Origin of the sequence: Halarcobacter bivalviorum, from assembly GCF_003346815.1 — a bacterium.
Classification (GTDB): domain Bacteria; phylum Campylobacterota; class Campylobacteria; order Campylobacterales; family Arcobacteraceae; genus Halarcobacter; species Halarcobacter bivalviorum.
Window position 1 is genome coordinate 2591366 of sequence record NZ_CP031217.1, and the last position, 23827, is coordinate 2615192.

Below are 23827 nucleotides of genomic sequence, written 5' to 3' on the forward strand. Positions count from 1 at the left end.
AGTGAACTTTACAGAATCTTTAACAAAGCATATAGATAAGCTTGTTGGAACTTTAAAATCAGAAGAAGATTTAAAAGAAGTACTAAAAAGAAAACTTACAAAAAAAGAGTTAAAAGTTTTTATTGCCATTGAAGAGGGAAAATCTATTCAAGAAACAATGGAACTTATTAAAGATGATGAAGAAAGAGTAGAAGAACTATATAAAGTTGCTTGCAAAAAAGTAAATCAAGAGAAAATCAAAAAAGAACTTGTTGATTTATAAGGGTTTTACAAAGAATTTGTAAAACTCTTATAGTTTGTTTTATTATATGAAACTCTTGTAGAATCTTTATCAAAGTTTACAAGAACCATTCCTGCAAACTTATCCTCTTTATAAAACTCTACACGGAATATTTTTCCACTTTTATCAATAGAAAATCTTTTAAGTAAACTATTTTTATTTACAAGAACACCCGCTTCATTATTCTCTTCATGTACAAAACCAATTACATTAACTCTTAAATCTTTTATAGGTTTAATCTTAAAACTATTATTTACATTGATTATTGAACCTAAAGGAACATCAAAATCTTTTCCATCAATATTAATATTTATATTTTCATCTATATTCTCATGCTCGAAATAATCAGGAGCTAATAAAGATAGTCTTCTATTTCCATAATGAATTACATAACCCTCTTCTTTTTTAATTACCGTTAATAAAGGACTTGAAGGGCTAAACTCTAAAGTTCCATCTTTTTTAACAGGGAAATACCTTAATGTACTTCTAATTTCACTAAGAGGTAATTGTATTTTTTCATCATAAAAACTAATATAAATATCATTATCAATCACATTTTTAACTGCAACTGGTTCTAAAGGGAAATACCTTTCATACTCTATTCCCATAATATCCATATATTTTTCAATAGCAAGAAGATGATAATAAGTTCTTTCATGTAATGATAAAGATTTACTTGCTTCATTTGCAAAAGCAGCTTTTTTATTATTGATAGAAAAATATGTTAAAGTTTTTTCCATCTCTTTATCACCAAGTCTTGTATTTGTATTTTTTACCTTGTATTGATGTTTAGTATTAATTAAATTTTTATTAACTGATTCACATACTTTTTGAGCTATCTCTTCTAAATTACCATAATACGGAGTATCTAATTTAGCTTGATCAATAATAGCAGTTTGTCCCCATCTTAAAGGAGAATGCATATTATCAATATATTCTTCTCTATAAAAACCACTTCCATCATGTAAGTTTAATACTAACTTTACTTCATCAGAAACTATATATTTTTTAATTTTTTGAATAGAGTTATAATCTGGGTCATTATTAGAAATTTTGGCAAACTTTCTATTCATATCCCCAAAAGTACCTCTACCTCTTTTAATAATGGAATAAAAATTTAAATTAGGTACTATCCATACAGAACCTTTTTTAATTTTATAATGAGTAGCAATAAGAGAAGCAGCCATAAAACCACCTGGTTCATCTCCTTGTATACCACCAATTATTAATAAAGTATTATTATCTTCTTTACCTTTTTTAATAAAATCAAAATCAAAGTTATGTTCATGAGCATAAAGATTTTGTAAAATAATAACCAAGAAAAAAAGTTTAAATAATTTTAACATGCCAAGGTTCATACCTTACTCCATCCTTATTGTTTACTGTATATCTCATATCAATATATTTTAATTTTCTCATCTTTAAAAATTCATCTGTAAGTGCAAATCTTGATGAGAAATTAGCTGTCCCAAAACCTTTTTTACCAACATCAAAATCAGCAATACTATGGTAAGTATATGCTGGTGGGGCTAAAGATTTTGAAGCATCCGTTAAATTTCCATCTACACTTTGTACTTTATCTAAAAAAAGTTTCGTTTGCTTTACAATACTTCTAACACCTGAAGTTAAAGTTAAACTATCCCCAATATCTGCAACCATTTGATAATAGATTTTTTCAGGCTCACCTTTAAATAAATAATGTCCTGTATAAGGAATCTTTACTACTTCTTTTTTATTTATGCTATCTGTTATATTTAAAGAAATTTTCTTTCCGTAAAATCCATGAATTGAAGGATCATAGTAAAAAATAGATTCTAAAAAAGCTAATTCATCTTTAGTGAAACTTCCTATTTGACTAGAATATTTAGCTATTTTAATCATCTCATCAAAACTAAGAATATTAAAATTACCATAACCCACATGACTTTGTACTAAATTAAGTTTTTTTCTTACACTTTTAAAAGCAGATAAAAACTTCTCTTCAATAAAAACATCTTCTAAAATAGACTTCTTCTCTTTTATAATTGAAGCCTTTGAATCACTTTTAGATTCAATAATTATTGAATCCTTAACTTCCCCTATATACTCTTCTTCTGTAAGAATATAATCATCTTTTATTTTATTTAGTTTTTCATAGTTTTCAACACTATTTTCTTTTAATCCAAATATCTCATTTAACAACTTTTCAAAATTATTATCTGAATTATTTGCAAAAAGTGTTGAAGTACTAAATAAAGATGCAAAAGCAGTCGTAGACTTTAAAAAATCTCTTCTTTTCATTTAATATCCTAAAGCACCATTTTAATATCTTTATGATCGCCTAACATTTTGTAAATCTCTTTTCTATCATCTTCATTATGAACTAATAGCTCTAAAGAATAGCTTTTAAATTTACCTTTTTTACTTACTTTCGATTTTTCTAAAGAGAATTCTCTTTGAATTAATATCTCTTCTGTAATTTTTCTTGCATTACTTGTTTCAAGAATTACAATTTTATATTTCCAAGAACATGGATAATCTAATTGAAGTTGTTGTTTATTTAAATCAATCATCTAGTAAAATCTCCACTCTTTCCACCACTTTTAGATTCTAATTGAACATTTGAAATAACCATTGATTTATCAATAGCTTTTACCATATCATAAATTGTAAGTAAGCCAATAGAAACACCTGTTAAAGCTTCCATTTCTACACCAGTTTGTCCATTTAACTTTGCGCTTACCATTAATTTAAAACCCGGTAATTCAGGTTTTTCTTCAATATCACAATTAATACCAGTTAATAATAAAGGATGGCACATTGGTATTAATTCACTTGTTTTTTTTGTTCCCATAATTGCAGCAATAACTGCTGTTTGCAATACTGGTCCTTTTTTTGCTGTATTATCAATAATTGCATCATATGCATCTTGGCTCATTGTAATAAGCCCCGAAGCAACGGCAATTCTCTTTGTTTCATTTTTTGTTGATACATCAACCATTTTTGGTCTATCATTTTCATCTAAGTGTGTTAATTTCAAAATAAAACCTTTAAAGTTATTCACTTTATTATATCTTTTTATTAGTTAAATAGAAATTAAGTAAACTTTAAATATAATGTGAGCCTAAATTTTAAAAGAAAGAGGGTGATTTTAGTGCCAGGCATTAAAGTTAAAGATAACGAATCTTTTGACGAAGCATATAGAAGGTTTAAGAAACAATGTGATAGAAATCTTATTGTTACTGAAACTAGAGCTAGAAGATTTTTTGAGCCGATGACTGAAAAAAGAAAGAAGCAAAAAATTAACGCTAGAAAGAAAATGCTTAAGAGATTATACATGCTTAGAAGATACGAATCTAGGCTGTAATATTCGTTTTCTATCCAAAGGTCAGCTTTTAGCTGGCCTTTTTTTATTTCTATAACTATGAAAAAACATATTTTTATACTTATCTTCTTATTTAATTATTCCCAAACTAATGATAATTTTTGTATTGCCCAAAACCAAAAAGATAAATATATTGGTTTAAAAAGGTTTAATACAACTCAGGAGTTTAAAAAGGAGTGTAGTGGTATTATGATATTCAAATATAAAAAAGATGCTTGTAGAGTCTTTACAATGAAAGATATGAAGTTTAATGTCTATATAAAAGACAAATATACAATATCCTATTTTAAAATTGGAGAAGAGAAAAGAGTTTGTGGGAAAGAGATTAAAGAATATATTAAAGATTAAAAAAAAAGCCTACCTAAACAGACTAGAAAGAATGCTTAGATAGGCTTTAAATAAATACTCAAGAGCTGGCAGCGACTTACGTTTCCACAAGGGGACCCTGCAGTATTATCAGCGCAGAAGTGCTTGACTTCCAGGTTCGGAATGGGTCTGGGTATTTCCACTTCGCTAAAACCACCAGCAAGTTGAGTATTAAAAGCGTTGCATTTAATACTAATGAATAATTAATAGTGAATAATGAATAATGCTATTATTCAATTTCGCTCTTAATACTCAACTCTTTGAAGAGTTTAAAGTTTTAATGTTAAGTCTTTCACAATTATTAAATACTATTTTAAGTACTTAATAAGATAGTAGTCCAAGAAATTATATAAAAAAGCCAAACGATCTATTAGTACTAGTCAGCTAAACGTCTTACAACGCTTACACATCTAGCCTATCAACCAGCTAGTCTTGCTGGGATCTTCAGGGAAAGTTCATCTTAGAGTTGGCTTCGAGCTTAGATGCTTTCAGCTCTTATCACATCCGTACATAGCTACCCAACGATGCCCTTGGCAGAACAATTGGTACACTAGTGGTACGTTCATCCCGGTCCTCTCGTACTAGGGACAAATCTCTTCAACTTTCCTACGCCCACGGAAGATAGGGACCGAACTGTCTCACGACGTTCTGAACCCAGCTCGCGTACCGCTTTAAATGGCGAACAGCCATACCCTTGGGACCTGCTCCAGCCCCAGGATGCGATGAGCCGACATCGAGGTGCCAAAACTCCCCGTCGATGTGAGCTCTTGGGGGAGATCAGCCTGTTATCCCCGGCGTACCTTTTATCCTTTGAGCGATGGCCCTTCCACACAGAACCACCGGATCACTATGACCGACTTTCGTCTCTGTTCGACTTGTATGTCTCACAGTCAAGCTAGTTTATGCCATTATACTCAACTGGCGATTTCCATCCGCCATGAACTAACCTTTGTAAGCCTCCGTTACTTTTTAGGAGGCGACCGCCCCAGTCAAACTACCCACCAGACATTGTCCTGAATGAGGATAACTCATCCCAGTTAGTAACTCAAATATTCAAGGGTGGTATCTCAAGGATGGCTCCACTAGTACTGGCGTCCTAGTATCAAAGCCTCCCACCTATCCTGCACATGAATATCCAAGCTACAGTGTCAAGCTGTAGTAAAGGTGCACGGGGTCTTTCCGTCTTTCCGCGGGTAGGAGGAATTTTCACCTCCACTACAATTTCACTGGATCCCTGGTTGAGACAGCTCCCATCTCGTTACGCCATTCATGCAGGTCGGTATTTAACCGACAAGGAATTTCGCTACCTTAGGACCGTTATAGTTACGGCCGCCGTTTACTCGGGCTTCAATCAAATGCTTCGCTTACGCTAACATCATCAGTTAACCTTCGAGCACCGGGCAGGCGTCACACCTTATACATCCACTTACGTGTTAGCAAAGTGCTGTGTTTTTGGTAAACAGTCGGGAGGGACTCTTTGTTGCAACCTCTTCCGCTTTTGAGAGCAAGTCTCTATACAGAAGTAGGCACACCTTATACCGAAGATACGGTGCTAGTTTGCAGAGTTCCTTAACCAGGGTTCTTCCACGCGCCTTAGAATACTCATCCCACCCACCTGTGTCGGTTTACGGTACGGGCAACATATAATATACTTAGTGGCTTTTCTTGGCACGACAGTATCATCGATTCCGAATCTTCCCCGGAGGGCGTCAACGGCCTGTAAGATCTCGGTCTAACGTTACCCGGATTTGCCTAAGTAACAACCTACGTCCTTCGACCCACTATTCCATCAGTGAGCTCGATTAACTCTATGCGTCCCCACATCGCGCTTATATGTTGGTATTGGAATATTAACCAATTTGCCATCGTCTACCCCTTTCGGACTCGACTTAGGACCCGACTAACCCTACGATGACGAGCATCGCGTAGGAAACCTTGGGTTTTCGGCGAAGAGGATTCTCACCTCTTTTCTCGCTACTCATGCCTGCATGCTCACTTCTATCCGCTCCAACGCTCCTTACCGGTACATCTTCAACGCTGAATAGAACGCTCTCCTACCACTCAATAAATTGAGTCTAAAGCTTCGGTGTACATCTTAGCCCCGTTATATTTTCCGCGCAGAATCACTAGACCAGTGAGCTGTTACGCTTTCTTTAAAGGGTGGCTGCTTCTAAGCCAACCTCCTGGTTGTCACAGTAACTCCACATCGTTTTCCACTTAGATGTAACTTTGGGACCTTAGCTGTTAGTCTGGGTTGTTCCCCTCTCGACGGTGGATTTTATCACCCATCGCCTGACTCCCTAGATTACACATGTAGTATTCGAAGTTTGATAGGGTTTGGTACCGCGGTGAGCAGCCCTAGCCCAGTCAGAGCTCTACCCCTACATGCTACTACTAGAGGCTATACCTAAATATATTTCGGAGAGAACCAGCTATCACGAAGTTTGATTGGCCTTTCACCCCTATCCACAGGTCATCCGAAGACTTTTCAACGCCTACCGGTTCGGTCCTCCACTGGCTCTTACACCAGCTTCAACCTGCCCATGGATAGATCACTTCGTTTCGGGTCTGCAGCATCTGACTAATTCGCCCTATTAAGACTCGCTTTCGCTACGGCTTCGTACTTGACTTAACCTTGCCAGACACCACAACTCGCAGGCTCATTATGCAAAAGGCAGTCCGTCACCCTGATAAATCATAGGGCTCCGAATGATTGTAAGCTAATGGTTTCAGGTTCTATTTCACTCCCCTCACTGGGGTACTTTTCACCTTTCCCTCACGGTACTTGTTCACTATCGATCTGTAAGTAGTATTTAGGGTTGGAGGGTGGTCCCCCCGGATTCAGACAAAATATCACGTGTTCCGTCCTACTCAGGATACCATTAGAGCTATTGAAAATTTCGATTACAGGAGTATCACCTTCTATGCTGTAGCTTTCCAACTACTTCATCTATCTTCTTTAGTCTCATGTTATGGTCCTACAACCCCCTATGCAAGCATAGGGTTTGCCCTAATCCGCGTTCGCTCGCCGCTACTAACGGAATCTCATTTGATTTCTCTTCCTCTGGTTACTGAGATGTTTCACTTCACCAGGTTCGCCCACTTTCGTGTAACATATATCTCTATATGCTGGGTTGTCCCATTCGGAAATCTCTGGATCAATGCCTCTTGGCGGCTCCCCAAAGCTTATCGCAGCCTAGTACGTCCTTCATCGCCTCTTACAGTCAAGGCATCCACCATTAGCCCTTAATAGCTTATTTATTTGAGATAAAGTAATTTCTTACTTTAACCTTTTTGAATAATTATTCCTTGGCTACTATCTTATTAAATACTTCTGTATTAAATAAGTTAGTTGTGTCTATCTATTTTATTAGATATGAAATTTTTTGTTTTTTAAATCATCTTCATACGAAAGATATTGATTTAAACGAAAAAATTAAAGACTTTAACATTAAATTTTTAAATATCATGCTATCTTAAAAAAATTCTCATTTTTTCAAGGTAACGCATTTTGGTTGTATAAAACCAAATATAAATTCAATCTCTTTTGAACTTATATTTAGCTTTTTAATAGATGGTGGAGATAAGCGGGATCGAACCGCTGACCTCCTGCGTGCAAGGCAGGCGCTCTCCCAGCTGAGCTATATCCCCAACATTTAACCTATAACTTTAACAGATTATTTATAATGGTGGGCCTACCAGGACTTGAACCTGGGACCTCACGATTATCAGTCGAGCGCTCTAGCCAGCTGAGCTATAGGCCCATTTGTCACCTATTTTAAATAACCTTTATAAACCGAACATGAATTACTGCTATCTTTGATAGCTTTGGAAGTTAGAAACGAATCTAACTTCTCTTCTCTGAAAGGAGGTGATCCAACCGCAGGTTCACCTACGGTTACCTTGTTACGACTTCACCCCAGTCGCTGAATCCACTGTGGAGGGTAGCTATCTTAGCATCCCCGCTTCGAATGAGTTCAACTCCCATGGTGTGACGGGCGGTGAGTACAAGACCCGGGAACGTATTCACCGTAGCGTTGCTGATCTACGATTACTAGCGATTCCAACTTCATGCACTCGAGTTGCAGAGTACAATCCGAACTGGGAGATATTTTTGAGATTTGCTCCACCTCGCGGTATTGCGGCTCTTTGTATACCCCATTGTAGCACGTGTGTAGCCCTGGACGTAAGGGCCATGATGACTTGACGTCGTCCACACCTTCCTCCTGGTTGCCCAGGCAGTCTCGTTAGAGTTCTCAGCCGAACTGTTAGCAACTAACGACGTGGGTTGCGCTCGTTGCGGGACTTAACCCAACATCTCACGACACGAGCTGACGACAGCCGTGCAGCACCTGTCCTACAGTTTCTGCAAGCAGACACCAATCAATCTCTTGAAAGTTCTGTAAATGTCAAGTCCAGGTAAGGTTCTTCGCGTATCGTCGAATTAAACCACATGCTCCACCGCTTGTGCGGGTCCCCGTCTATTCCTTTGAGTTTTAATCTTGCGACCGTACTCCCCAGGCGGTACACTTAATGTGTTAACTGCATTACTGCCATGTCTAGCATGGCAACAACTAGTGTACATCGTTTAGGGCGTGGACTACCAGGGTATCTAATCCTGTTTGCTCCCCACGCTTTCGCGTCTCAGCGTCAGTAATGTTCCAGTAGATCGCCTTCGCAATCGGTATTCCTTCTGATCTCTACGGATTTTACCCCTACACCAGAAATTCCATCTACCTCTCCCATACTCTAGGTTACCAGTTTCAAAAGCAGTTCTATGGTTGAGCCATAGGATTTCACTTCTGACTTAATAACCCGCCTACACGCTCTTTACGCCCAGTGATTCCGAGTAACGCTTGCACCCTCCGTATTACCGCGGCTGCTGGCACGGAGTTAGCCGGTGCTTATTCATATAGTACCGTCATTATCTTCCTATATAAAAGGAGTTTACGCTCCGAAAAGTGTCATCCTCCACGCGGCGTTGCTGCATCAGAGTTTCCTCCATTGTGCAATATTCCCCACTGCTGCCTCCCGTAGGAGTCTGGACCGTGTCTCAGTTCCAGTGTGACTGATCATCCTCTCAAACCAGTTAGGCGTCATTGACTTGGTGAGCCATTACCTCACCAACTATCTGATACCATACAGTCCCATCCTCGAGCACTAAAGCATTTCCCCAGCATACTTATGTATTATGGGCATATAGGGCATTAGCAGACGTTTCCATCTGTTATTCCTTTCTCGAGGGCAGGTTAACTATACATTACTCACCCGTGCGCCACTTAGCTGACAACTTAAGCAAGCTTAAGTCCGTTCTCGTTCGACTTGCATGTGTTAGGCACGCCGCCAGCGTTCACTCTGAGCCAGGATCAAACTCTCCATAAAAAAAAGTTTAATTCTCTGACTATTTAGTAACTCTTCAGTTACAAAATAAATCTCATTGTAAAGCATTAGCTTTGTTATTAAGCTCTCTTCGATAATTAATTATCTTAGATTACTTGTTAAATAGACAAGGATATATTTACATATATTCTTGTTTGTTGTAATTTCATATTCGGTTTATAAAAGTTATTCATAAACCTTCTAAATTGTTAAAGATCTCCCATCTCTTCGAAACTCTAGTGACTCTCTTTTTGAGTCGTTCCTCTGAAATTGGACGGGAATTATAATAGATTTTTTTCCCTTTGTCAAGGCTTTTTTCTAAAAGTTTCCTTAAATTTTGAAATTCTTTTTACTTTGGCTTTTTTTTCTATTTTATAAGTTTTTCTTTAGTTTTAACAATAATATATATAGCATCTATTTTGAGTAATTTTTTCAAACTGAACAAATATTCATTAGAATGTAACATTAATATTGAACATTAAAGAAAATATTAAGACAAACATTATAAAATATCAAAAAATTAGAAAGGATTAAAATGTATAACAGAGATTATCTTTCTCAAGAAACCTCTCAATACAAGTCTTCAGTAGATTCATCAAAAGCTTCATTAATGAGCTTCTTAAAAGCAACATACCAGTTATTTGCTGGTTCTCTTTTAGCAGCTACTGCGGGAGCTTATATCGGTCTTGATATGGTTTCTACAATTGCAAGCTGGTATTGGGGATTAGTAATATTAGAATTTATATTACTATTTGCATTATATGCAGTAAAAAATAAACCAGGAATTAACCTTGCTGTTTTATTTGGATTTACTTTTTTAAGTGGGTTAACTTTAACTCCTTTATTAAGTAAAATATTAATGATGCCTGCTGGAGCTTCTATTGTTGCTCAAGCATTTTTAATGACATCTGTGGCATTTGGTGGAATTTCTATGTTTGCTATGACTACAAAAAGAGATTTTTCTTCAATGGGTAAAATGTTATTCATTGCATTAATTATCCTTATTGTTGGTTCTATTTCAAACATCTTCTTCCAATCTCCATTATTACAGCTTGGAATTGCAGGTGTTGGTGCATTATTATTTTCTGCTTTCATTCTTTATGATACACAACAAATCATCAAAGGTGGATTTGAAACTCCAATTGAAGCAGCTATTGCACTATATTTAGATTTCTTTAATCTATTTGTATCATTACTTCAAATACTTGGTATTATGAATAATGATGACTAATAACTAGCCTTTTGGCTAGTTATTTACTTCTAAACCTATGACAAACAATAAGACACTCAGATTAATTGATGCAAATCTTAACAGATTAAAAGAAGGCATTCGTGTTGTGGAAGATATTTTCAGATACAACTATGATAACAAAGAGATTGCTTTAAAACTTAAATCCCTAAGACATTTATGTAGAATTGACAACTATCTTGAAGTATTAAGTACAAGAGATGTAAACAATGATGTGCTAAGAGAATCTATTAAAAGTGAACAAAATAGAAGTGATTTAAACTCTATTTTAATAGCTAACTTTAAACGAGCTCAAGAAAGTTCTCGTGTTTTAGAAGAGATTACAAAACTTACTTCAATCAAGACAAGTGAAAACTTTAAGTATATAAGATATGAACTTTATAATTTAGAAACTGTCTTAATAAATATAACTTCAAACTCTAAATAATTTAAATTATACTCTTTATAAAGTTTTTTAGCCTCTTTAAAAGATAAAGAAGCATTAGGACTTACTCCAGATTTTTTAATATAATCAAACAACTCTTTTTTATTATCAAATTCTAATTTATATAAAATAGTTTCAAAGTTACATTCAAAATAATTAGAAAAAGCCTCTTTAATTAAAGTTTCATCTAAAATTGGAGATTTTGTATTTGTTAATTCTTGAATAGTTTTAAAAGTATTAGAAGTAAATAAAACTGCATTTATCTCATCACTTATAGTACTTAAAGTCTTAATTATTTTATTTAAATCTTTTGACCATTGTAAAGCAGAAGAAGATAAAACGATATCATATTTTTCTTTACTAATTTCAGAAATAAACTCTTGCGTGTCAAAATCAAAGCATTTTACTTCTACATTTTTTGCTTTAGGATGTAGCTCACACATTGATTCTGAAGCATCTATTGCTTTATAAAATTCTATTTCCCAATTAATATGTTTAAAAACTTGTCCTGAACCACAACCTAATTCTAAAATTCTTTTAGGTTTAAATTTTAATTCTCGTACTAATGATTTTGCAACTATTTGCTGAATAATGTTATGATTTTTGTACTCATTTGCGTACTTAGAAAATTGATTTTTATTAGACATAGTTTTTATTTTAGCTTTTTCTTAATAAGTTTTAGGTAAAATACCTACCATTTTTTAAAAAGGGAATTTAAAATGACATCAACACTTTTAATAATTCAGTTTGTATTAGCAATTATTATCACAATAACTATTCTATTACAAAAGAGTTCTAGTATTGGACTTGGTGCTTACAGTGGAAGCAATGAGTCATTATTTGGAGCAAAAGGTCCAGGTAACTTTTTAAGTAAAGCTACAATGACTTTAGGACTTCTTTTCGTTATTAATACAATCGCTTTAGGTTATATTTATAACCAACAAAAGATGGAAAGTGCTGTTGATAGTGTAAAAACTGAAACACTTATTCCAACAACACCAAAAGAAACAACTACTGCACCAGCAGCACCTAATGCAGCTCCAGTAGTACCTACAATTCCTGAGAATAAATAATTTGTCAGAATATGAAGTATCTTCTACTTCTAAAAGACAATATTTTAGCTACTAATTTTTTTAAGTTAGTAGCTTTCTTTTTTAAACTAAAAAATCAATTTATAAAAGATTATAATGGTATAATCTTTTTCAAATTTTAAAAGATAACAATCAAGGAGAATACAATGTTAGAAGAAATCTATGCAGAAACAAAAGATCATATGGAGAAGTCTATTGAGGCTTTAAGAAGAGACTATAAAACATTAAGAACTGGAAAAGTAAGTACTTCTATTTTAGATGGTGTTAAAATTGATTATTATGGAACTCCTACTCCACTTTCTCAAGTTGGTTCTGTAACTGCAACTGACGCAACAACAATTGTTGTAAACCCATGGGAAAAAAACCTTTTAAATGATATTGAAAAAGCTATTCAAAATGCAAATATTGGTGTAAACCCAAATAATGATGGTGATTTAATTAAATTATTCTTCCCTCCAATGACTGTAGAGCAAAGACAAGAGAGTGCAAAACAAGCTAAAGCAATGACTGATAATGCAAAAGTTGCTATTAGAAATGTAAGAAAACATGCAAATGATAAAGTAAAAAACTTACATAAAGACAAAGAAATTACAGAAGATGAAAACAAGAAAGCTCAAGATGAAATTCAAAAAATCACTGATGCTTATGTTGCAAAAGCAGATGATACGCTAAAAGCAAAAGAACAAGAAATTTTAACGGTATAATTATGAACGTAGAACAGATATATAAAGACGCAAATGCACTTTTAGAAGGGCATTTTAAATTAAGTAGTGGAAATCACTCTCAATTTTATTTACAATCAGCAAAGGTTTTAGAAGATCCTAAAACTGCAAAACTATTAGCAGAAGCTTTAGCAGAGCAAATTAAAAACTCTGGTCTTAAAGTTGATGCTGTATGCTCACCTGCACTTGGTGGATTAATTGCTGGTTTTGCACTTGCAACTGCTCTTGATGTAAGACTTATTTTTGCAGAAAGAGTTGATGGTGAAATGACTATTAGAAGAGGTTTTGAAGTTCAAGAAGGTGAGAACTATATTGTTTGTGAAGATATTATCACAACTGGTGGTTCAGCACTAGAAGCTGCAAAACAAGTTGAAAATGGTGGTGGAAACATTGTTGCTTATGCTGCATTAGCTAATAGAGGTTTCTGTTCAAGAGAGGGTTCTGATATTGAGCCTAAAGATAACTGTAAATTACCACTAGATAAGCCACTTTTTGCATTAGATGACTTTACTTTTGAAATGTATTCTCCAGAAGATTGTCCTTTATGTAAAGAAGGAAGTGTTGCTTACAAACCAGGTAGTAGAGGTAACTAATTCTTATGGCTAGCAGATGGCGAGATATAAAACAAGGAAATGTTTCTAAAGAGTCTTCTTCTATAAATGAAGAGATAAAAGACTCTTTTGCCTCTGCACCAATTGGGCATAGAATCAAAGCATTTATTGTAGATATGTTTATGATTATGATGCCTATTATGTATATAACTACTTATTTAATCATGGATGGAAAAGATGATTTCCAAGGAAGTGATGAAGCAAGATGGATTACAGCTTTAATTTTTGGATTTATTATTGTTCTTTTTTGGATAATAAAGGGTCAGACGCCAGGATATAAAGCTTACTCAATTAAATTGATTGATGATACTACTAAAGAAAAGGTATCATTACCTAAAGCTACTCTTAGATATTTAATATTTTTAATTTCAGCAACAACTATAATTTTAGCTTTTTTACCTTTTTTTAGAAAAGATAAAAAAACAATTCAAGATTTACTTACTAAATCAACAGTTATTCAAGCTGAAAATTGATGCTCTTTTTTAAACTTTCAGCATTTTATTTTTTCTATTTTGCAGCAGTCGGAGTTTATGTAATCTTTTTACCAAAAGTATTACATGATATTGGATATAGTGCTTTTGAAATTGGTGTTGTGTTTGCTATTGCTCCACTTATGAAGTTTATTACTCCTTTTCTATTTTTAAAGCATATTACTCTAAATCAAAATGTATTTAAAACTGCTTTGCTTTTATCTGTAGTTTGCTCTTTAATGCTTTATGTAACTTTAGAAAACTTATATCTTCTTATGATAAATAATGCTGTTTTAGCTGCCTGTTTATCTATGATATTACCCTACTTAGAAGTAACTGCTGTTAAAATACTTGGAAATTCAAAATATGGAAAAGTAAGGCTTTTTGGCTCAATAGGTTTTATGTTAATATCTCTTGTACTTGCACAATATCTTACAAGTCCATATGTAGCTTTACACTACTATTTATTTGTAAATCTTCTTACTGTATTTTTTGCTTTTTCACTTCTTAAATATGATGATGTAAAACAAGATGAAAGTAAAACAAATAGTAAATTCTCTTTTTTTAAATATTGGCCTTTTTGGGTAAGCCTTTTCTTTATGCAATTTAGTTTTGGTGCTTTTTATAACTTCTTTACTATTTATGAGACAAGTCATGGTATAAGTCTTGAAATGACCTCTTATCTTTGGTCTTTTGGGGTTATTTGTGAAATACTTATTCTCTATTTTCAAGGACCTTTATTAAAAAGGAATCTACTTACTTTAATTAAATTTTCTGTGGCTATTACTGCTCTTAGATGGTTTATTCTTTTTATGTATCCAGATAATTTAACTCTTACTTTTATAAGTCAAGGTATTCATGCTTTTTCATTTGGACTATTTCATAGTGCTGTTGTAATTTATTTATACTCTTTATATGAAAATAAAAAACTTGCTCAACAGTTCATGTTTGGTGTTGCTTATGGGTTAGGTGGTTTTTTAGGAGCTTTAATTGCAGGTTGGTTATATGGAGAGTATCTATTTTTATATTCTACTATTTTTGCTCTTTTCTCTTTACTATTTTTATACAACAAAAGACTTCCAAAAGAAGTCTAAGCTGTTGCTTTTAATTTAAGAATTTTTTGTACTTTTTCATGTTTGACTAAAGATTCAAACTCTTGCTCATTTTCAATCTCTTTTACATACTGTTCATTTAATTCTATGGATTTTTCTAAATCTAAAATTGCATTTTCGTCTTGACCTAAGACTGCATAAATCTTAGCTCTTTGATAATAAGCGTTTGCATAGGAATCATCTATTTCTAAAGCTTGATTAGTAAGATTTAAAGCCCAATTAGCTTCTCCCATATCTAGAACTGCATCAGCTTTATAAGCTAAAGCTTCTACCTCATCTGGTCTAATATTTAAAATCTCATCATATATTTCCACTTTTCCAGAAGGAGTACTCTCTTGACTTGCTCTTAACCATAAGGAATGAATAGTATTAGTGACTTCTATCTCATATTGATTTCGTTTAACTTGTTTTGACCTACTCTCTAAATCTCTTTCAAAATTTAGAAGTCTCTCTTCATACTCTTCAATTATCTTAGAAGTCTTTTCATCAATCATATTCTTTACTTTTTCATTGGTATCTTTAATAGAAGTCCAACCCACTATCACAAGTAATGAGGTAGCTGCTGCAATAATATAAAACATATTGTTAATAGTAGAAGTAGCATAATTTACCACATTGTTTGACATCTGAATCTCTTTTTTTGCCAATGTTTCATGTAATTCAACCTTTAAATTTCTATTCTCTTCCCTTAGTTGTTTAATCTCATGCAGAATATAGTTTTCTACAAAAGGGTTATATAAAGGTTTTTTTAACTCATCAACTCTTTGTTGAACTCTCTCTTCTTTTGTTGTTGAAGAAAAAAGTATTCCTACTATTACAAATAGTAAAATCAAACTCTTTTTCATTTATTTTCCTTTTTATTTAGAGCAACATTTTTTTATAAAGTGTTTTAAGAGCAATATCTGAAACATTTTGAGAAACACCCAGATGAAAAGATATTTTTGAAGGACTCATATCAAACATTTCAAAAGAGATATTCTGTTGCTTTAAAGCAGTAATTGCATCAACTATTGCAAAAGCATTCTCTTTTAAGCCTATTCCAACTAAAGTAATTATTGAAAGATTATAAGTTACATAAATATTATCAGTTTTTAATCTTCTTTCTACCTCTCTTCGTAAATTATTAATATTCCCTTTTAAATCTTCTTGCTCTACTAAAATAGAAATATCATCTTTATCTGTTGGGTAGTGATAAGTATTTATTCCAAACTCACTAAAGATTTTAAGAAGTTCTGCAGTAAAACCTATCTCATCAGCAAGCATATCTTTTTGTAGATGTATTGCAGCCATATTATCTAGTTTTGCAATTCCTACTAAATCTTCCATAGGTACTCTTTCATTTAAAATCAAAGTTCCTTCATGCTCTGGATTGTTTGTACTTCTAATATTTATAGGGATTTTGCTTTTCTTACAATTTAACATAGCATTAAAATGAAAAACATTGAAGCCTTTTGAACTTAATAGTCTTAACTCTTTAAAAGTAAGTCTTGGTATCACATTAGCATTTTCTATTACTCTAGGGTCTACTTCATATACTCCATTTGTATCTGTCCAATTTTCATAGGAGTCTGCATCTAAAGCATAAGCTAGCTCTCCTCCTGTCAAATCAGAGCCACCTCTACTCATCACTGCTATCTCTTTGTCTTCTGTAATTCCATAAAAACCAGGAACCATATAATAATCAGCTTTTTGAAAATTAAAGTATTCACTTATATTAAGATATGTTTTTTCTATAACCTTTCCATCACAATAATCTGAACTTAGAATAAAACCAAACTCTTCAGGAAGCATAAGTTTAATATTTAATCCATTTTTTTTCATATATTCACAAATTAGTTTTGCGTTATAATGTTCTCCCCTTGATAAAAAGAAAGCATCTCTTTTCTCATTTTTTAAAGTTTTATTGTTCAAGTCTTTGATTAAAGAGTCAATTAATTCTTTTTTTTCAATACCTAAAGCTTCACAAAGTTGTTCAAACTTTTGAATGATTGTTTCAAAGCTTTGCTTTGAAGAGATATCTATTTTTTGTTCACTAAAATGGTTTCCATTAGTTGAAATATTTAGTAAGTGATCAGTTATTTTTTCATCATATTTTTCATCTCTTCCTGGAGCTGAAACAACAATAACTCTTCTTTTCTCATCACTTTTTACAATATTAAAAACTTTTTTTATTTGGGAGGCATCTTTTACGGAACTTCCCCCAAACTTACATACTTTTATTTTCATTCTTCCCCTTTTATTTAAATACTTACTTTATAACCTCTATGTCTTACTGTTTCTATAAAGTTCTCATTAAACTCTTTTTTCAAAGAGTTTCTAATTGCATTAATATTAACTTCAATCACATTATCAGATACCATCTCTGGTTCATCCCAATTTGCTTGTAGTAATTCATCTTTTGAAATAGGAGCTCTATATCTATTTTTAATCAAATAACTTAAAATAGAAAATGACTTCCCTTTAAAAGTTACTTTTTTCTCATCACTAACCAAAGTTCTCTCTTCTAAGTTGGCTCTATAATTATCTTTATAAAGAAGTTCTTTTTTAAAATTATCTCTATGAATAGATTCAATCTTTGCTAAAAGATACTCTTTTGAAGCAGCTTTTTTTATTACAAAGAGTGCTCCATTATTTAAAAGTTTTATCTCTAACTCTTTACTATATTCTTCTACTAAGAATATTACGGCAGTAACTCTTGTATTTATACCTTTTAATATCTTTTTACAATTAAAGTAGTTATTACATTCAACCATAATAAGATTGTAGTATCTTACTTCACTATGATATATTGCATCACTAATATCTTCTGCTATATCTACAATATATAACTGCTCTTCATCTAAGTAGTTCAATAGCTTTTTATCTACTTTATAAGCTAATAGTCTCATCTTAAATCAACCTTTCTAACTACCTTATGTTTTCTTTTAAGAAGTAATGTTTTATCTTCTATAACTAAAGAATCTATAAAAAATGAGTCTATTTCTTTATACTCTTGTAAAAACTTATCTATTAATTCTTTTGCTTTATAAAAAGAGGAGGTTTTATCCAGTTCTATTGCTAAGGCATTATCATTTAAAATGATTTTTTGATTAATCACTTTAAATTCATCAAAGCTATAAAGATATTTCATAAATTGAAATTTTTTTTCTCTTGGTATATTTAGATAATTTTTTATATAAATAAACTGCACAATCAATCCTCTAAAGGATAAACTCCATTTTCATCATGGTGTTCTGTTCCTTTTATTGGTGGATTAAAGACACAAATAAGTCTCATATCTTCACTTCCTCCATAAAGATTGTGGTCATCATGATTGTTCAAAGCATACATAACCCCATCATAAATTTCATGAACTTTTCCTGTTGTTAAATCTTCTATCTTTCCATTTCCTGCTACACAATAAACTGCTTCAAGATGATTTTGATAATGTATATGTGTTTTTGTATTTGCTTTAATAATTGTTTCATGAAAAGAGAAACCCATTCCTTCATCTTTTAAAAGCATTCTTCTACTAACCCATTGCTCACCTTCGGCAAATACTTCTCTTTGTGTACCTATTACATCTTTTTTAATATCTTTTACTATCATAAATTAAAACTCTCCTGTTAATTTTGCTTTTTTATCTTTAAATAATCTATCAATCGCTTTTTCTAATTTGTTTAAACCATCAGTTAAAGTCTCTTCATCTATCACTAAAGGAGGTAAAAATTTCACTACTTGGTCTTGATTACCACAAGTTTCTACGATTAAGCCTTCTTCAAAGGCATAAGAAGAAATTTCTCCTGCAATTGAAGCATCATCTTTAAACTCTAACCCATAAGCTAAACCTCGTCCTCTTAGTTCAATTTTATATTCACCTTCATATTTTTTCATAATTTTTTCTAATCTATCTTTTAAAATTTTCTCTTTGTAAAATACTGCATTTGATAAATCATCATTTTGCCAATAGTTTTCAAGTGAAACTTTTGAAGCTACAAAGGCTAAATTATTTCCTCTAAATGTTCCAGTATGTTCTCCTGGTTTCCATTGATCTAAATCTGGTTTAAATAGAAGTAAAGACATAGGTAGTCCACCACCAATTGATTTAGAAAGAGTTACCATATCTGGATTAATTCCTGCAAACTCAAAAGAGAAAAAATTTCCAGTTCTTCCATTACCTACTTGAATATCATCAACAATTAATAAAATATCATACTCTCTACAAAGTGATTCTAACTCTTGTAACCACTCTTTTGAAGCAACATTTATGCCCCCTTCTCCTTGGATAGTCTCTAAAATAACTGCTGCTGGAATATCAACTCCACTACTTCCATCTTCTAAAAACTTTCTAAAATACTCTAATGTATTCCAATCTCCAAAATATCCGTCAAAAGGCATAAAAGTAGCATTTGCCCTACTAATATAACTCTCATCTCTGTACTCATTATTTCCCGTAACAGCCAATGCCCCTTGTGATAAACCATGATAACCATTAGTAAAGGCAACTACATTACTTCTTCCTTTTACTAATCTTGCAAGTTTAAGTGCTGTCTCAACTACATTTGCTCCTGTTGGTCCAGTAAACTGTAACTTATAATCAAGATTTCTTGGCTTTAGAATTAAATTTTCAAAAGTCTCTATAAACTCTTTTTTTGCAGTTGTTGCCATATCAAGCCCATGAACAATTCCATCTTTTTGTAAATACTCAATTAAAGCACTACTTATATGTTCATTATTATGTCCATAGTTTAAAGTTCCTGCACCTGCAAAAAAATCAACAAATTCCCTTCCATTTTCATCTGTTAATTTTGCTCCCTTACTTGTACTAAATATCGTGGGAAAACTTCTTATATAACCTCTTACCTCTGATTCTAAATTCTCAAAAATTCTCATACTCTTTACCCTTTTTATTTATTAAATGGTCCTATTTTATATAAAACCTCTTTTTCATGCTGATTTAAAAAATCACTACTCTCAAAAAACTCTTCATTTAACATCTCTGTTTTATAAAAAGATGCTACTTTTTCAAACACTCTAATTGAAGATTTGTTACTTGGCGAAACTGTTGTATGTAAATAATTCACATTTAATTCATCCCTTTGGAGTATCTCCATTATCAATCTTCTTGCTAAGTCATTACCTCTATAAGCTTCATCTACTGCGACTTGCCAGATAAACAGAGTATTTGGTTCAGTTGGTATCATATAAGCTGATACAAAACCAATTACTTTATCTTCATATATTGCAACTGAGCAAACATCCTTAAAATGGGTTGTTTGAAGTAAATAAAGATATTCTGAATTTAAATCTAATACCTTTGTTTTTTCAACAAGTTTGTAAATTTGACTTGCTTGTCCTCTTTTAGGCTTACAAATTTTTATTTCACTTATTGACACATTGTACTCCTTTAATAAATTTAATATATGATTTTATTTTACATTTAATATGTATATTTTTTACATCATATGTGTTAATTTATAACATATGAAACTTATATTAAACTTAGTAATAATGTTTTTTTATATAAATTTGGATTCTTATAATTTTTGAAATTTATATTCGCTTAAGAAAAAATAAATATTATTATTTAGAGCTTTGTTTAAAGCCATGGGAAATTAATCACTAAAAAAGGGGCACAAATGAAAAAGTTTATCATAGCACTATTTTGTCTATGTAGCTTTAGCTATGCTGTAGAGTATGATGCTTTACAAGGAAAAATGTTATCACTTTCGTGTGCATCATGTCATGGGACTGATGGGAAATCTACTACTATTACTCCATATATTGCAGGTATGGGTAAAACAATCATGTACCAAACATTACTTGATTATAAGAATGGAAAAAGAACTGGAACAATGATGCAAAAACATGTAAAAGGTTTTACTGATGCAGAGTTAGAACAAATCTCTTATTACTTTTCTAAAGTAGAAAGATAAAGGATTAAAGATGATAAATAGAAGACATTTTAACAAAGTACTTGTAAGCTCTATTGCTCTTTCATTTGCTGCTTGTAGTAGTATTACTAATGTAGCTTTACCAAAAGATAGAAAAAGAGTAGTTATTGTTGGAGGTGGTTTTGGTGGTGCGACTGCAGCGAAATACCTTAAAAAATTCTCTCCAGAAACAGAAGTTATCTTAATTGAACAAAACAAAGAATATTATACTTGTCCATTTGGAAATACTGTAATTGCTGGATTAAATGATATTGAATATATCAAACATGATTACAAAACTTTAGAAAAAAAATATAAGATACAAGTAATCCATGAAAAAGTAAAAAAAGTAGATGGAACTACAAATAGTGTAATCTTAGAAAATGGTCAAGTTATTGCTTATCATAGAGCTATTGTAGCTCCAGGAATTGATTTCAAATATGAAAAAGGTTATGTTGAAGGTTCTGAACACTATGCACCTCATGCTTATAAAGCAGGAGCACAAACTACTTTATTAAGAGAACAATTAGAGGGTATGCAAGATGGGGGAACTTATGTAATGGTTGCACCTGAAAATCCATTTAGATGTCCTCCTGGACCATATGAAAGAGTATCGTTAGTTGCACACTACTTAAAAAATAATAAACCTAACTCAAAAATCATAATTTTAGACCAAAAAAATAAATTCTCTAAACAAGGATTATTCCAAGAAGGTTGGGAAAAACTTTATGGAGATATGATTGAGTGGAGAAGTGCAGAATTTGGTGGAAAAGTTATTTCAGTTGACCCTAAAAAACTAGAAATCAAAACAGAAGATGAAGTTGTAAAAGCTGATGTTTTAAACTATATCCCTGCACAAAAAGCTGGACAACTTGCTTTTGATTCGGGATTAACAAAAGGAGATTGGTGTCCTGTTAATACAAAAACATTTGAATCAAGACTTGTTAAAAATGTACACGTAATTGGAGATGCAGCAATTGCTAGTAAGATGCCAAAATCTGGTTTCTCTGCAAATTCTCAAGCTAAAATTGCAGCTTTACAAATTACAAGATTATTAAAAGATAAACCTGTGGTAAATCCTCCAAAATTAGCTAATACTTGTTATAGTTTAATTGCACCAAATTATGGAATTACTGTTGCTGCCGTGTATGAAGCACATGAAGATGAAATTAAAACAGTTCCAGGAGCTGGTGGATTAAGTCCTATGGGTGCTGATGCCACATTTAGAGCCTTAGAGGCTGAATATGCTGTTGGTTGGTATCAAAATCAAACTGCTGATATTTTTCTTTAAGATAAAGTACTCTTTTGAGTACTTATCTTAATCTTCAATACTCATTATTAAAAGTTTAATATTTTTCTTTTCTTGAATCTCTTCTAATTTTAAGCCTGGTATTTGCATTTGCATAAACTCACTATGATTTTTTATACTATTTTTTGCTATTTCTTGAAGTAATTTTCCCCTATAAAACTTTGCCCAATGAGATACTACTTTTCCATCTTTAATAAATTTAAAAGTTAAAACCTTTGCTTCTTTTACTTTATAAAATTTTTCATAAAATCCAGCTCTTAAATCTATAACTTCTTCACCGATAAAGCTATCTAAACTATCTGTAAAATTATCTAAATAGAACTTCTCTACATTTACATTTGGAAGTTTTGCTCCTTGTTTATATTTATAATCAGGGATTAAATCATCTGCTTTTATTGGTCCAAAAAGATTAGAAAAAAGTAAAACATTTTCATCAATATATTTTTGAGTATTTTTATCTAAACTTTTATAAGCTAAAGCATCAAAAGCAACTCCATCATATCTCATAATAGCTTTCATTGTTACTTTATCCTTTAAGCTATCTTGATATTTTTTTACTTCTTCAAGCTTTTTTAAACCAAACCATTTTGATAATTCTTCAAGAGAAGAACTAGAAACAAACTCTTCATATATTTTAAATATATTCTCTCTTTTATCGAATAATTCTTCTAAAAAGAAATTCTCTTTACAAAAAGGTTTATCATCTCCTCCACTATTTTTTGTCTCAGCTGGAGCTAATAGTATCTTCATATTTATTTACCTTTTAATTTTATTGTATAAATTCTCCACTATGATACAACCATCTATTTTCTTCTTTAATAAATTTACTTTTTTCAATAAAAGAAGAATCAATTGCACCTTGAAATATAGTGGCTTTAAAAGTTACATAAGCTACTTCTTGACCGTCGATAAAATCAATAATCTCTAACTTTTTAAAGTCACTATATTTTGAAAAACTGTTTATAGAGTTTTTCCACTCTTGAATATTTGTTGTATAATCAGAGTTCTCTTTATGAGTTGTATTAATTATATACTCTGGATTATTTGCAACATAAGCACTATATCTTGATTTCATCAACTCCAATGCAGTTGAAGGAGTTTCCCCAAAGTGGAAGATACGGCAGCATTTTTTGTATTTTTTTTGGCTACCACAAGGACAGAAAGAATTACCAGAAATTTTCATACTAACCCCTTTTTATTTGTATTTTAGCAGAAAATTTCCTTTCTTAAAAGATAAGGAGAGTTACTCCTTATCTTTTACTTCATTTTTTATATTCTCAATTAAGCCTTTACCAAAGCCTTTTAGACCCATTAAATCTTCTGCTTTATTGATTTTTTGTTTTTTTCTAAAATCAATAATCATTTCTGCTTTTTTAGCACCTATTCCTTTTATTTGCATGAGCTCATCTTTTGTAGCACTGTTCAGATCTATTGATGCAAATAAAAATGCACAACTCAACACTAGACCAAAGAATATTTTTTTCATATTCAACTCCTTTTAAATAATTTAATTAATTATATATAAATAATATTTAATT

General features: G+C 32.0%; 27 protein-coding genes, 2 tRNA genes and 3 rRNA genes. 12 read left to right on the forward strand and 20 right to left on the reverse strand.

Annotated elements, in window-relative coordinates; translation table 11 throughout:
* Position 1: 1 nt before the first annotated feature.
* Complete coding sequence (locus ABIV_RS13015; RefSeq protein ID WP_114840305.1) at positions 2-262, forward strand: hypothetical protein; 261 nt, start codon at positions 2-4, stop codon at positions 260-262.
* 5 nt (positions 263-267) lie between these two features.
* Here the strand turns inward: ABIV_RS13015 and ABIV_RS13020 are convergent, their stop codons facing one another.
* The 4 genes from ABIV_RS13020 to moaC are packed head-to-tail and all read right to left on the reverse strand — an operon-like array spanning position 268 to position 3299.
* Positions 268-1626 carry a M14 family metallopeptidase gene (locus ABIV_RS13020; protein WP_228254309.1) on the reverse strand — a complete coding sequence of 453 codons (1359 nt, stop codon included), beginning with the start codon at positions 1624-1626 and terminating at the stop codon, positions 268-270.
* Positions 1610-2560 (reverse strand): M15 family metallopeptidase, encoded by a 951-nt coding sequence (locus ABIV_RS13025; RefSeq protein WP_114840307.1) that lies wholly within the window; start codon positions 2558-2560, stop codon positions 1610-1612. Before ABIV_RS13025 ends, ABIV_RS13020 begins: the two co-directional genes overlap by 17 nt.
* A gap of 8 nt (positions 2561-2568) precedes the next feature.
* Entirely contained in the window at positions 2569-2832 is a 264-nt protein-coding gene (locus ABIV_RS13030; protein ID WP_114840308.1) for an HP0495 family protein, read from the reverse strand.
* The gene (moaC, locus tag ABIV_RS13035; protein WP_114840309.1) at positions 2829-3299 is read right to left on the reverse strand and encodes a cyclic pyranopterin monophosphate synthase MoaC; all 471 of its coding nucleotides are present in this window, start codon (positions 3297-3299) and stop codon (positions 2829-2831) included. The genes ABIV_RS13030 and moaC overlap by 4 nt, the downstream gene beginning before the upstream one ends.
* Before the next feature lie 114 nt (positions 3300-3413).
* On the opposite strand from moaC, the gene rpsU reads away from it, so the two are divergent.
* Entirely contained in the window at positions 3414-3626 is a 213-nt protein-coding gene (rpsU, locus tag ABIV_RS13040) for a 30S ribosomal protein S21 (protein ID WP_114840528.1), read from the forward strand.
* Between the two features lie 207 nt (positions 3627-3833).
* A complete protein-coding gene (locus ABIV_RS13645; protein WP_162918023.1) occupies positions 3834-3992 on the forward strand; it encodes a DUF192 domain-containing protein in 159 nt (52 codons plus the stop codon).
* Between the two features lie 63 nt (positions 3993-4055).
* Here the strand turns inward: ABIV_RS13645 and rrf are convergent.
* The 5 genes from rrf to ABIV_RS13070 form a co-directional block, all read right to left on the reverse strand.
* Positions 4056-4171: ribosomal RNA gene (rrf, locus tag ABIV_RS13050) — 5S ribosomal RNA — on the reverse strand.
* 188 nt (positions 4172-4359) lie between these two features.
* Positions 4360-7270 (reverse strand): 23S ribosomal RNA (locus tag ABIV_RS13055).
* Positions 7271-7585: 315 nt separating this feature from the next.
* A tRNA-Ala gene (locus ABIV_RS13060) sits at positions 7586-7661 on the reverse strand.
* 36 nt (positions 7662-7697) lie between these two features.
* Positions 7698-7774, reverse strand: a tRNA-Ile gene (locus tag ABIV_RS13065).
* A gap of 100 nt (positions 7775-7874) precedes the next feature.
* Positions 7875-9392 (reverse strand): 16S ribosomal RNA (locus ABIV_RS13070).
* The 16S, 23S and 5S rRNA genes sit together here with 2 tRNA genes alongside, the layout of an rRNA operon.
* 532 nt (positions 9393-9924) lie before the next feature.
* On the opposite strand from ABIV_RS13070, the gene ABIV_RS13075 reads away from it, so the two are divergent.
* Positions 9925-10620 carry a Bax inhibitor-1/YccA family protein gene (locus tag ABIV_RS13075; RefSeq protein ID WP_114840311.1) on the forward strand — a complete coding sequence of 232 codons (696 nt, stop codon included), beginning with the start codon at positions 9925-9927 and terminating at the stop codon, positions 10618-10620.
* A 37-nt stretch (positions 10621-10657) separates the two neighbouring features.
* The gene (locus ABIV_RS13080) at positions 10658-11065 is read left to right on the forward strand and encodes a thiamine-phosphate pyrophosphorylase (protein WP_114840312.1); all 408 of its coding nucleotides are present in this window, start codon (positions 10658-10660) and stop codon (positions 11063-11065) included.
* On the opposite strand, the gene ABIV_RS13085 is transcribed toward ABIV_RS13080, so the two are convergent.
* Positions 11017-11709, reverse strand: coding sequence for a methyltransferase domain-containing protein (locus ABIV_RS13085; RefSeq protein ID WP_114840313.1), 693 nt, complete (start codon positions 11707-11709; stop codon positions 11017-11019). The two genes, ABIV_RS13080 and ABIV_RS13085, sit on opposite strands and share 49 nt — an antisense overlap.
* A 72-nt stretch (positions 11710-11781) precedes the next feature.
* On the opposite strand from ABIV_RS13085, the gene secG reads away from it, so the two are divergent.
* The 5 genes from secG to ABIV_RS13110 all read left to right on the forward strand — a co-directional run bounded on the left by secG (position 11782) and on the right by ABIV_RS13110 (position 15050).
* Complete coding sequence (gene secG, locus ABIV_RS13090; RefSeq protein WP_114840314.1) at positions 11782-12135, forward strand: preprotein translocase subunit SecG; 354 nt, start codon at positions 11782-11784, stop codon at positions 12133-12135.
* A 164-nt stretch (positions 12136-12299) separates the two neighbouring features.
* On the forward strand, positions 12300-12857 hold the full coding sequence (gene frr, locus ABIV_RS13095) for a ribosome recycling factor (protein WP_114840315.1): 558 nt from the start codon (positions 12300-12302) through the stop codon (positions 12855-12857).
* Positions 12858-12859: 2 nt separating this feature from the next.
* Entirely contained in the window at positions 12860-13468 is a 609-nt protein-coding gene (gene pyrE, locus ABIV_RS13100; protein WP_114840316.1) for an orotate phosphoribosyltransferase, read from the forward strand.
* A 5-nt stretch (positions 13469-13473) separates the two neighbouring features.
* Positions 13474-13959, forward strand: a complete 486-nt coding sequence (locus ABIV_RS13105; protein ID WP_114840317.1) for an RDD family protein — start codon at positions 13474-13476, stop codon at positions 13957-13959.
* Positions 13959-15050 (forward strand): MFS transporter, encoded by a 1092-nt coding sequence (locus tag ABIV_RS13110; protein ID WP_114840318.1) that lies wholly within the window; start codon positions 13959-13961, stop codon positions 15048-15050. Before ABIV_RS13105 ends, ABIV_RS13110 begins: the two co-directional genes overlap by 1 nt.
* Here ABIV_RS13110 and ABIV_RS13115 read toward each other — a convergent pair.
* The 7 genes from ABIV_RS13115 to ectA are packed head-to-tail and all read right to left on the reverse strand — an operon-like array spanning position 15047 to position 20443.
* The gene (locus ABIV_RS13115; RefSeq protein WP_114840319.1) at positions 15047-15913 is read right to left on the reverse strand and encodes a TPR end-of-group domain-containing protein; all 867 of its coding nucleotides are present in this window, start codon (positions 15911-15913) and stop codon (positions 15047-15049) included. The two genes, ABIV_RS13110 and ABIV_RS13115, sit on opposite strands and share 4 nt — an antisense overlap.
* A 16-nt stretch (positions 15914-15929) precedes the next feature.
* Positions 15930-17294: an aspartate kinase gene (locus ABIV_RS13120; protein ID WP_114840320.1), complete on the reverse strand. Its 1365-nt coding sequence runs from the start codon at positions 17292-17294 to the stop codon at positions 15930-15932.
* A gap of 14 nt (positions 17295-17308) precedes the next feature.
* Positions 17309-17956, reverse strand: a complete 648-nt coding sequence (locus tag ABIV_RS13125; RefSeq protein ID WP_114840321.1) for a winged helix-turn-helix transcriptional regulator — start codon at positions 17954-17956, stop codon at positions 17309-17311.
* Entirely contained in the window at positions 17953-18258 is a 306-nt protein-coding gene (locus ABIV_RS13130) for a hypothetical protein (RefSeq protein WP_114840322.1), read from the reverse strand. The genes ABIV_RS13125 and ABIV_RS13130 overlap by 4 nt, the downstream gene beginning before the upstream one ends.
* A gap of 2 nt (positions 18259-18260) precedes the next feature.
* Complete coding sequence (locus ABIV_RS13135) at positions 18261-18656, reverse strand: ectoine synthase (protein WP_114840323.1); 396 nt, start codon at positions 18654-18656, stop codon at positions 18261-18263.
* Positions 18657-18659: 3 nt separating this feature from the next.
* On the reverse strand, positions 18660-19940 hold the full coding sequence (gene ectB / locus ABIV_RS13140; RefSeq protein WP_114840324.1) for a diaminobutyrate--2-oxoglutarate transaminase: 1281 nt from the start codon (positions 19938-19940) through the stop codon (positions 18660-18662).
* A 14-nt stretch (positions 19941-19954) separates the two neighbouring features.
* Positions 19955-20443 (reverse strand): diaminobutyrate acetyltransferase, encoded by a 489-nt coding sequence (gene ectA, locus ABIV_RS13145; protein WP_114840325.1) that lies wholly within the window; start codon positions 20441-20443, stop codon positions 19955-19957.
* Between the two features lie 243 nt (positions 20444-20686).
* Here ectA and ABIV_RS13150 point away from each other — a divergent pair, with 243 nt between their 5' ends.
* On the forward strand, positions 20687-20983 hold the full coding sequence (locus tag ABIV_RS13150) for a c-type cytochrome (RefSeq protein ID WP_114840326.1): 297 nt from the start codon (positions 20687-20689) through the stop codon (positions 20981-20983).
* Positions 20984-20993: 10 nt separating this feature from the next.
* Positions 20994-22271: an NAD(P)/FAD-dependent oxidoreductase gene (locus ABIV_RS13155; protein ID WP_114840327.1), complete on the forward strand. Its 1278-nt coding sequence runs from the start codon at positions 20994-20996 to the stop codon at positions 22269-22271.
* Between the two features lie 27 nt (positions 22272-22298).
* Here the strand turns inward: ABIV_RS13155 and ABIV_RS13160 are convergent, their stop codons facing one another.
* From ABIV_RS13160 to ABIV_RS13170, 3 genes are read right to left on the reverse strand one after another with little or no spacing between them, the layout of a single operon-like run.
* Positions 22299-23039 carry a YaaA family protein gene (locus ABIV_RS13160; RefSeq protein WP_114840328.1) on the reverse strand — a complete coding sequence of 247 codons (741 nt, stop codon included), beginning with the start codon at positions 23037-23039 and terminating at the stop codon, positions 22299-22301.
* A gap of 19 nt (positions 23040-23058) precedes the next feature.
* A complete protein-coding gene (locus ABIV_RS13165) occupies positions 23059-23472 on the reverse strand; it encodes a YchJ family protein (RefSeq protein ID WP_114840329.1) in 414 nt (137 codons plus the stop codon).
* A gap of 60 nt (positions 23473-23532) precedes the next feature.
* Positions 23533-23775, reverse strand: coding sequence for a ComEA family DNA-binding protein (locus tag ABIV_RS13170; protein WP_114840330.1), 243 nt, complete (start codon positions 23773-23775; stop codon positions 23533-23535).
* Between the last annotated feature and the right edge of the window lie 52 nt (positions 23776-23827).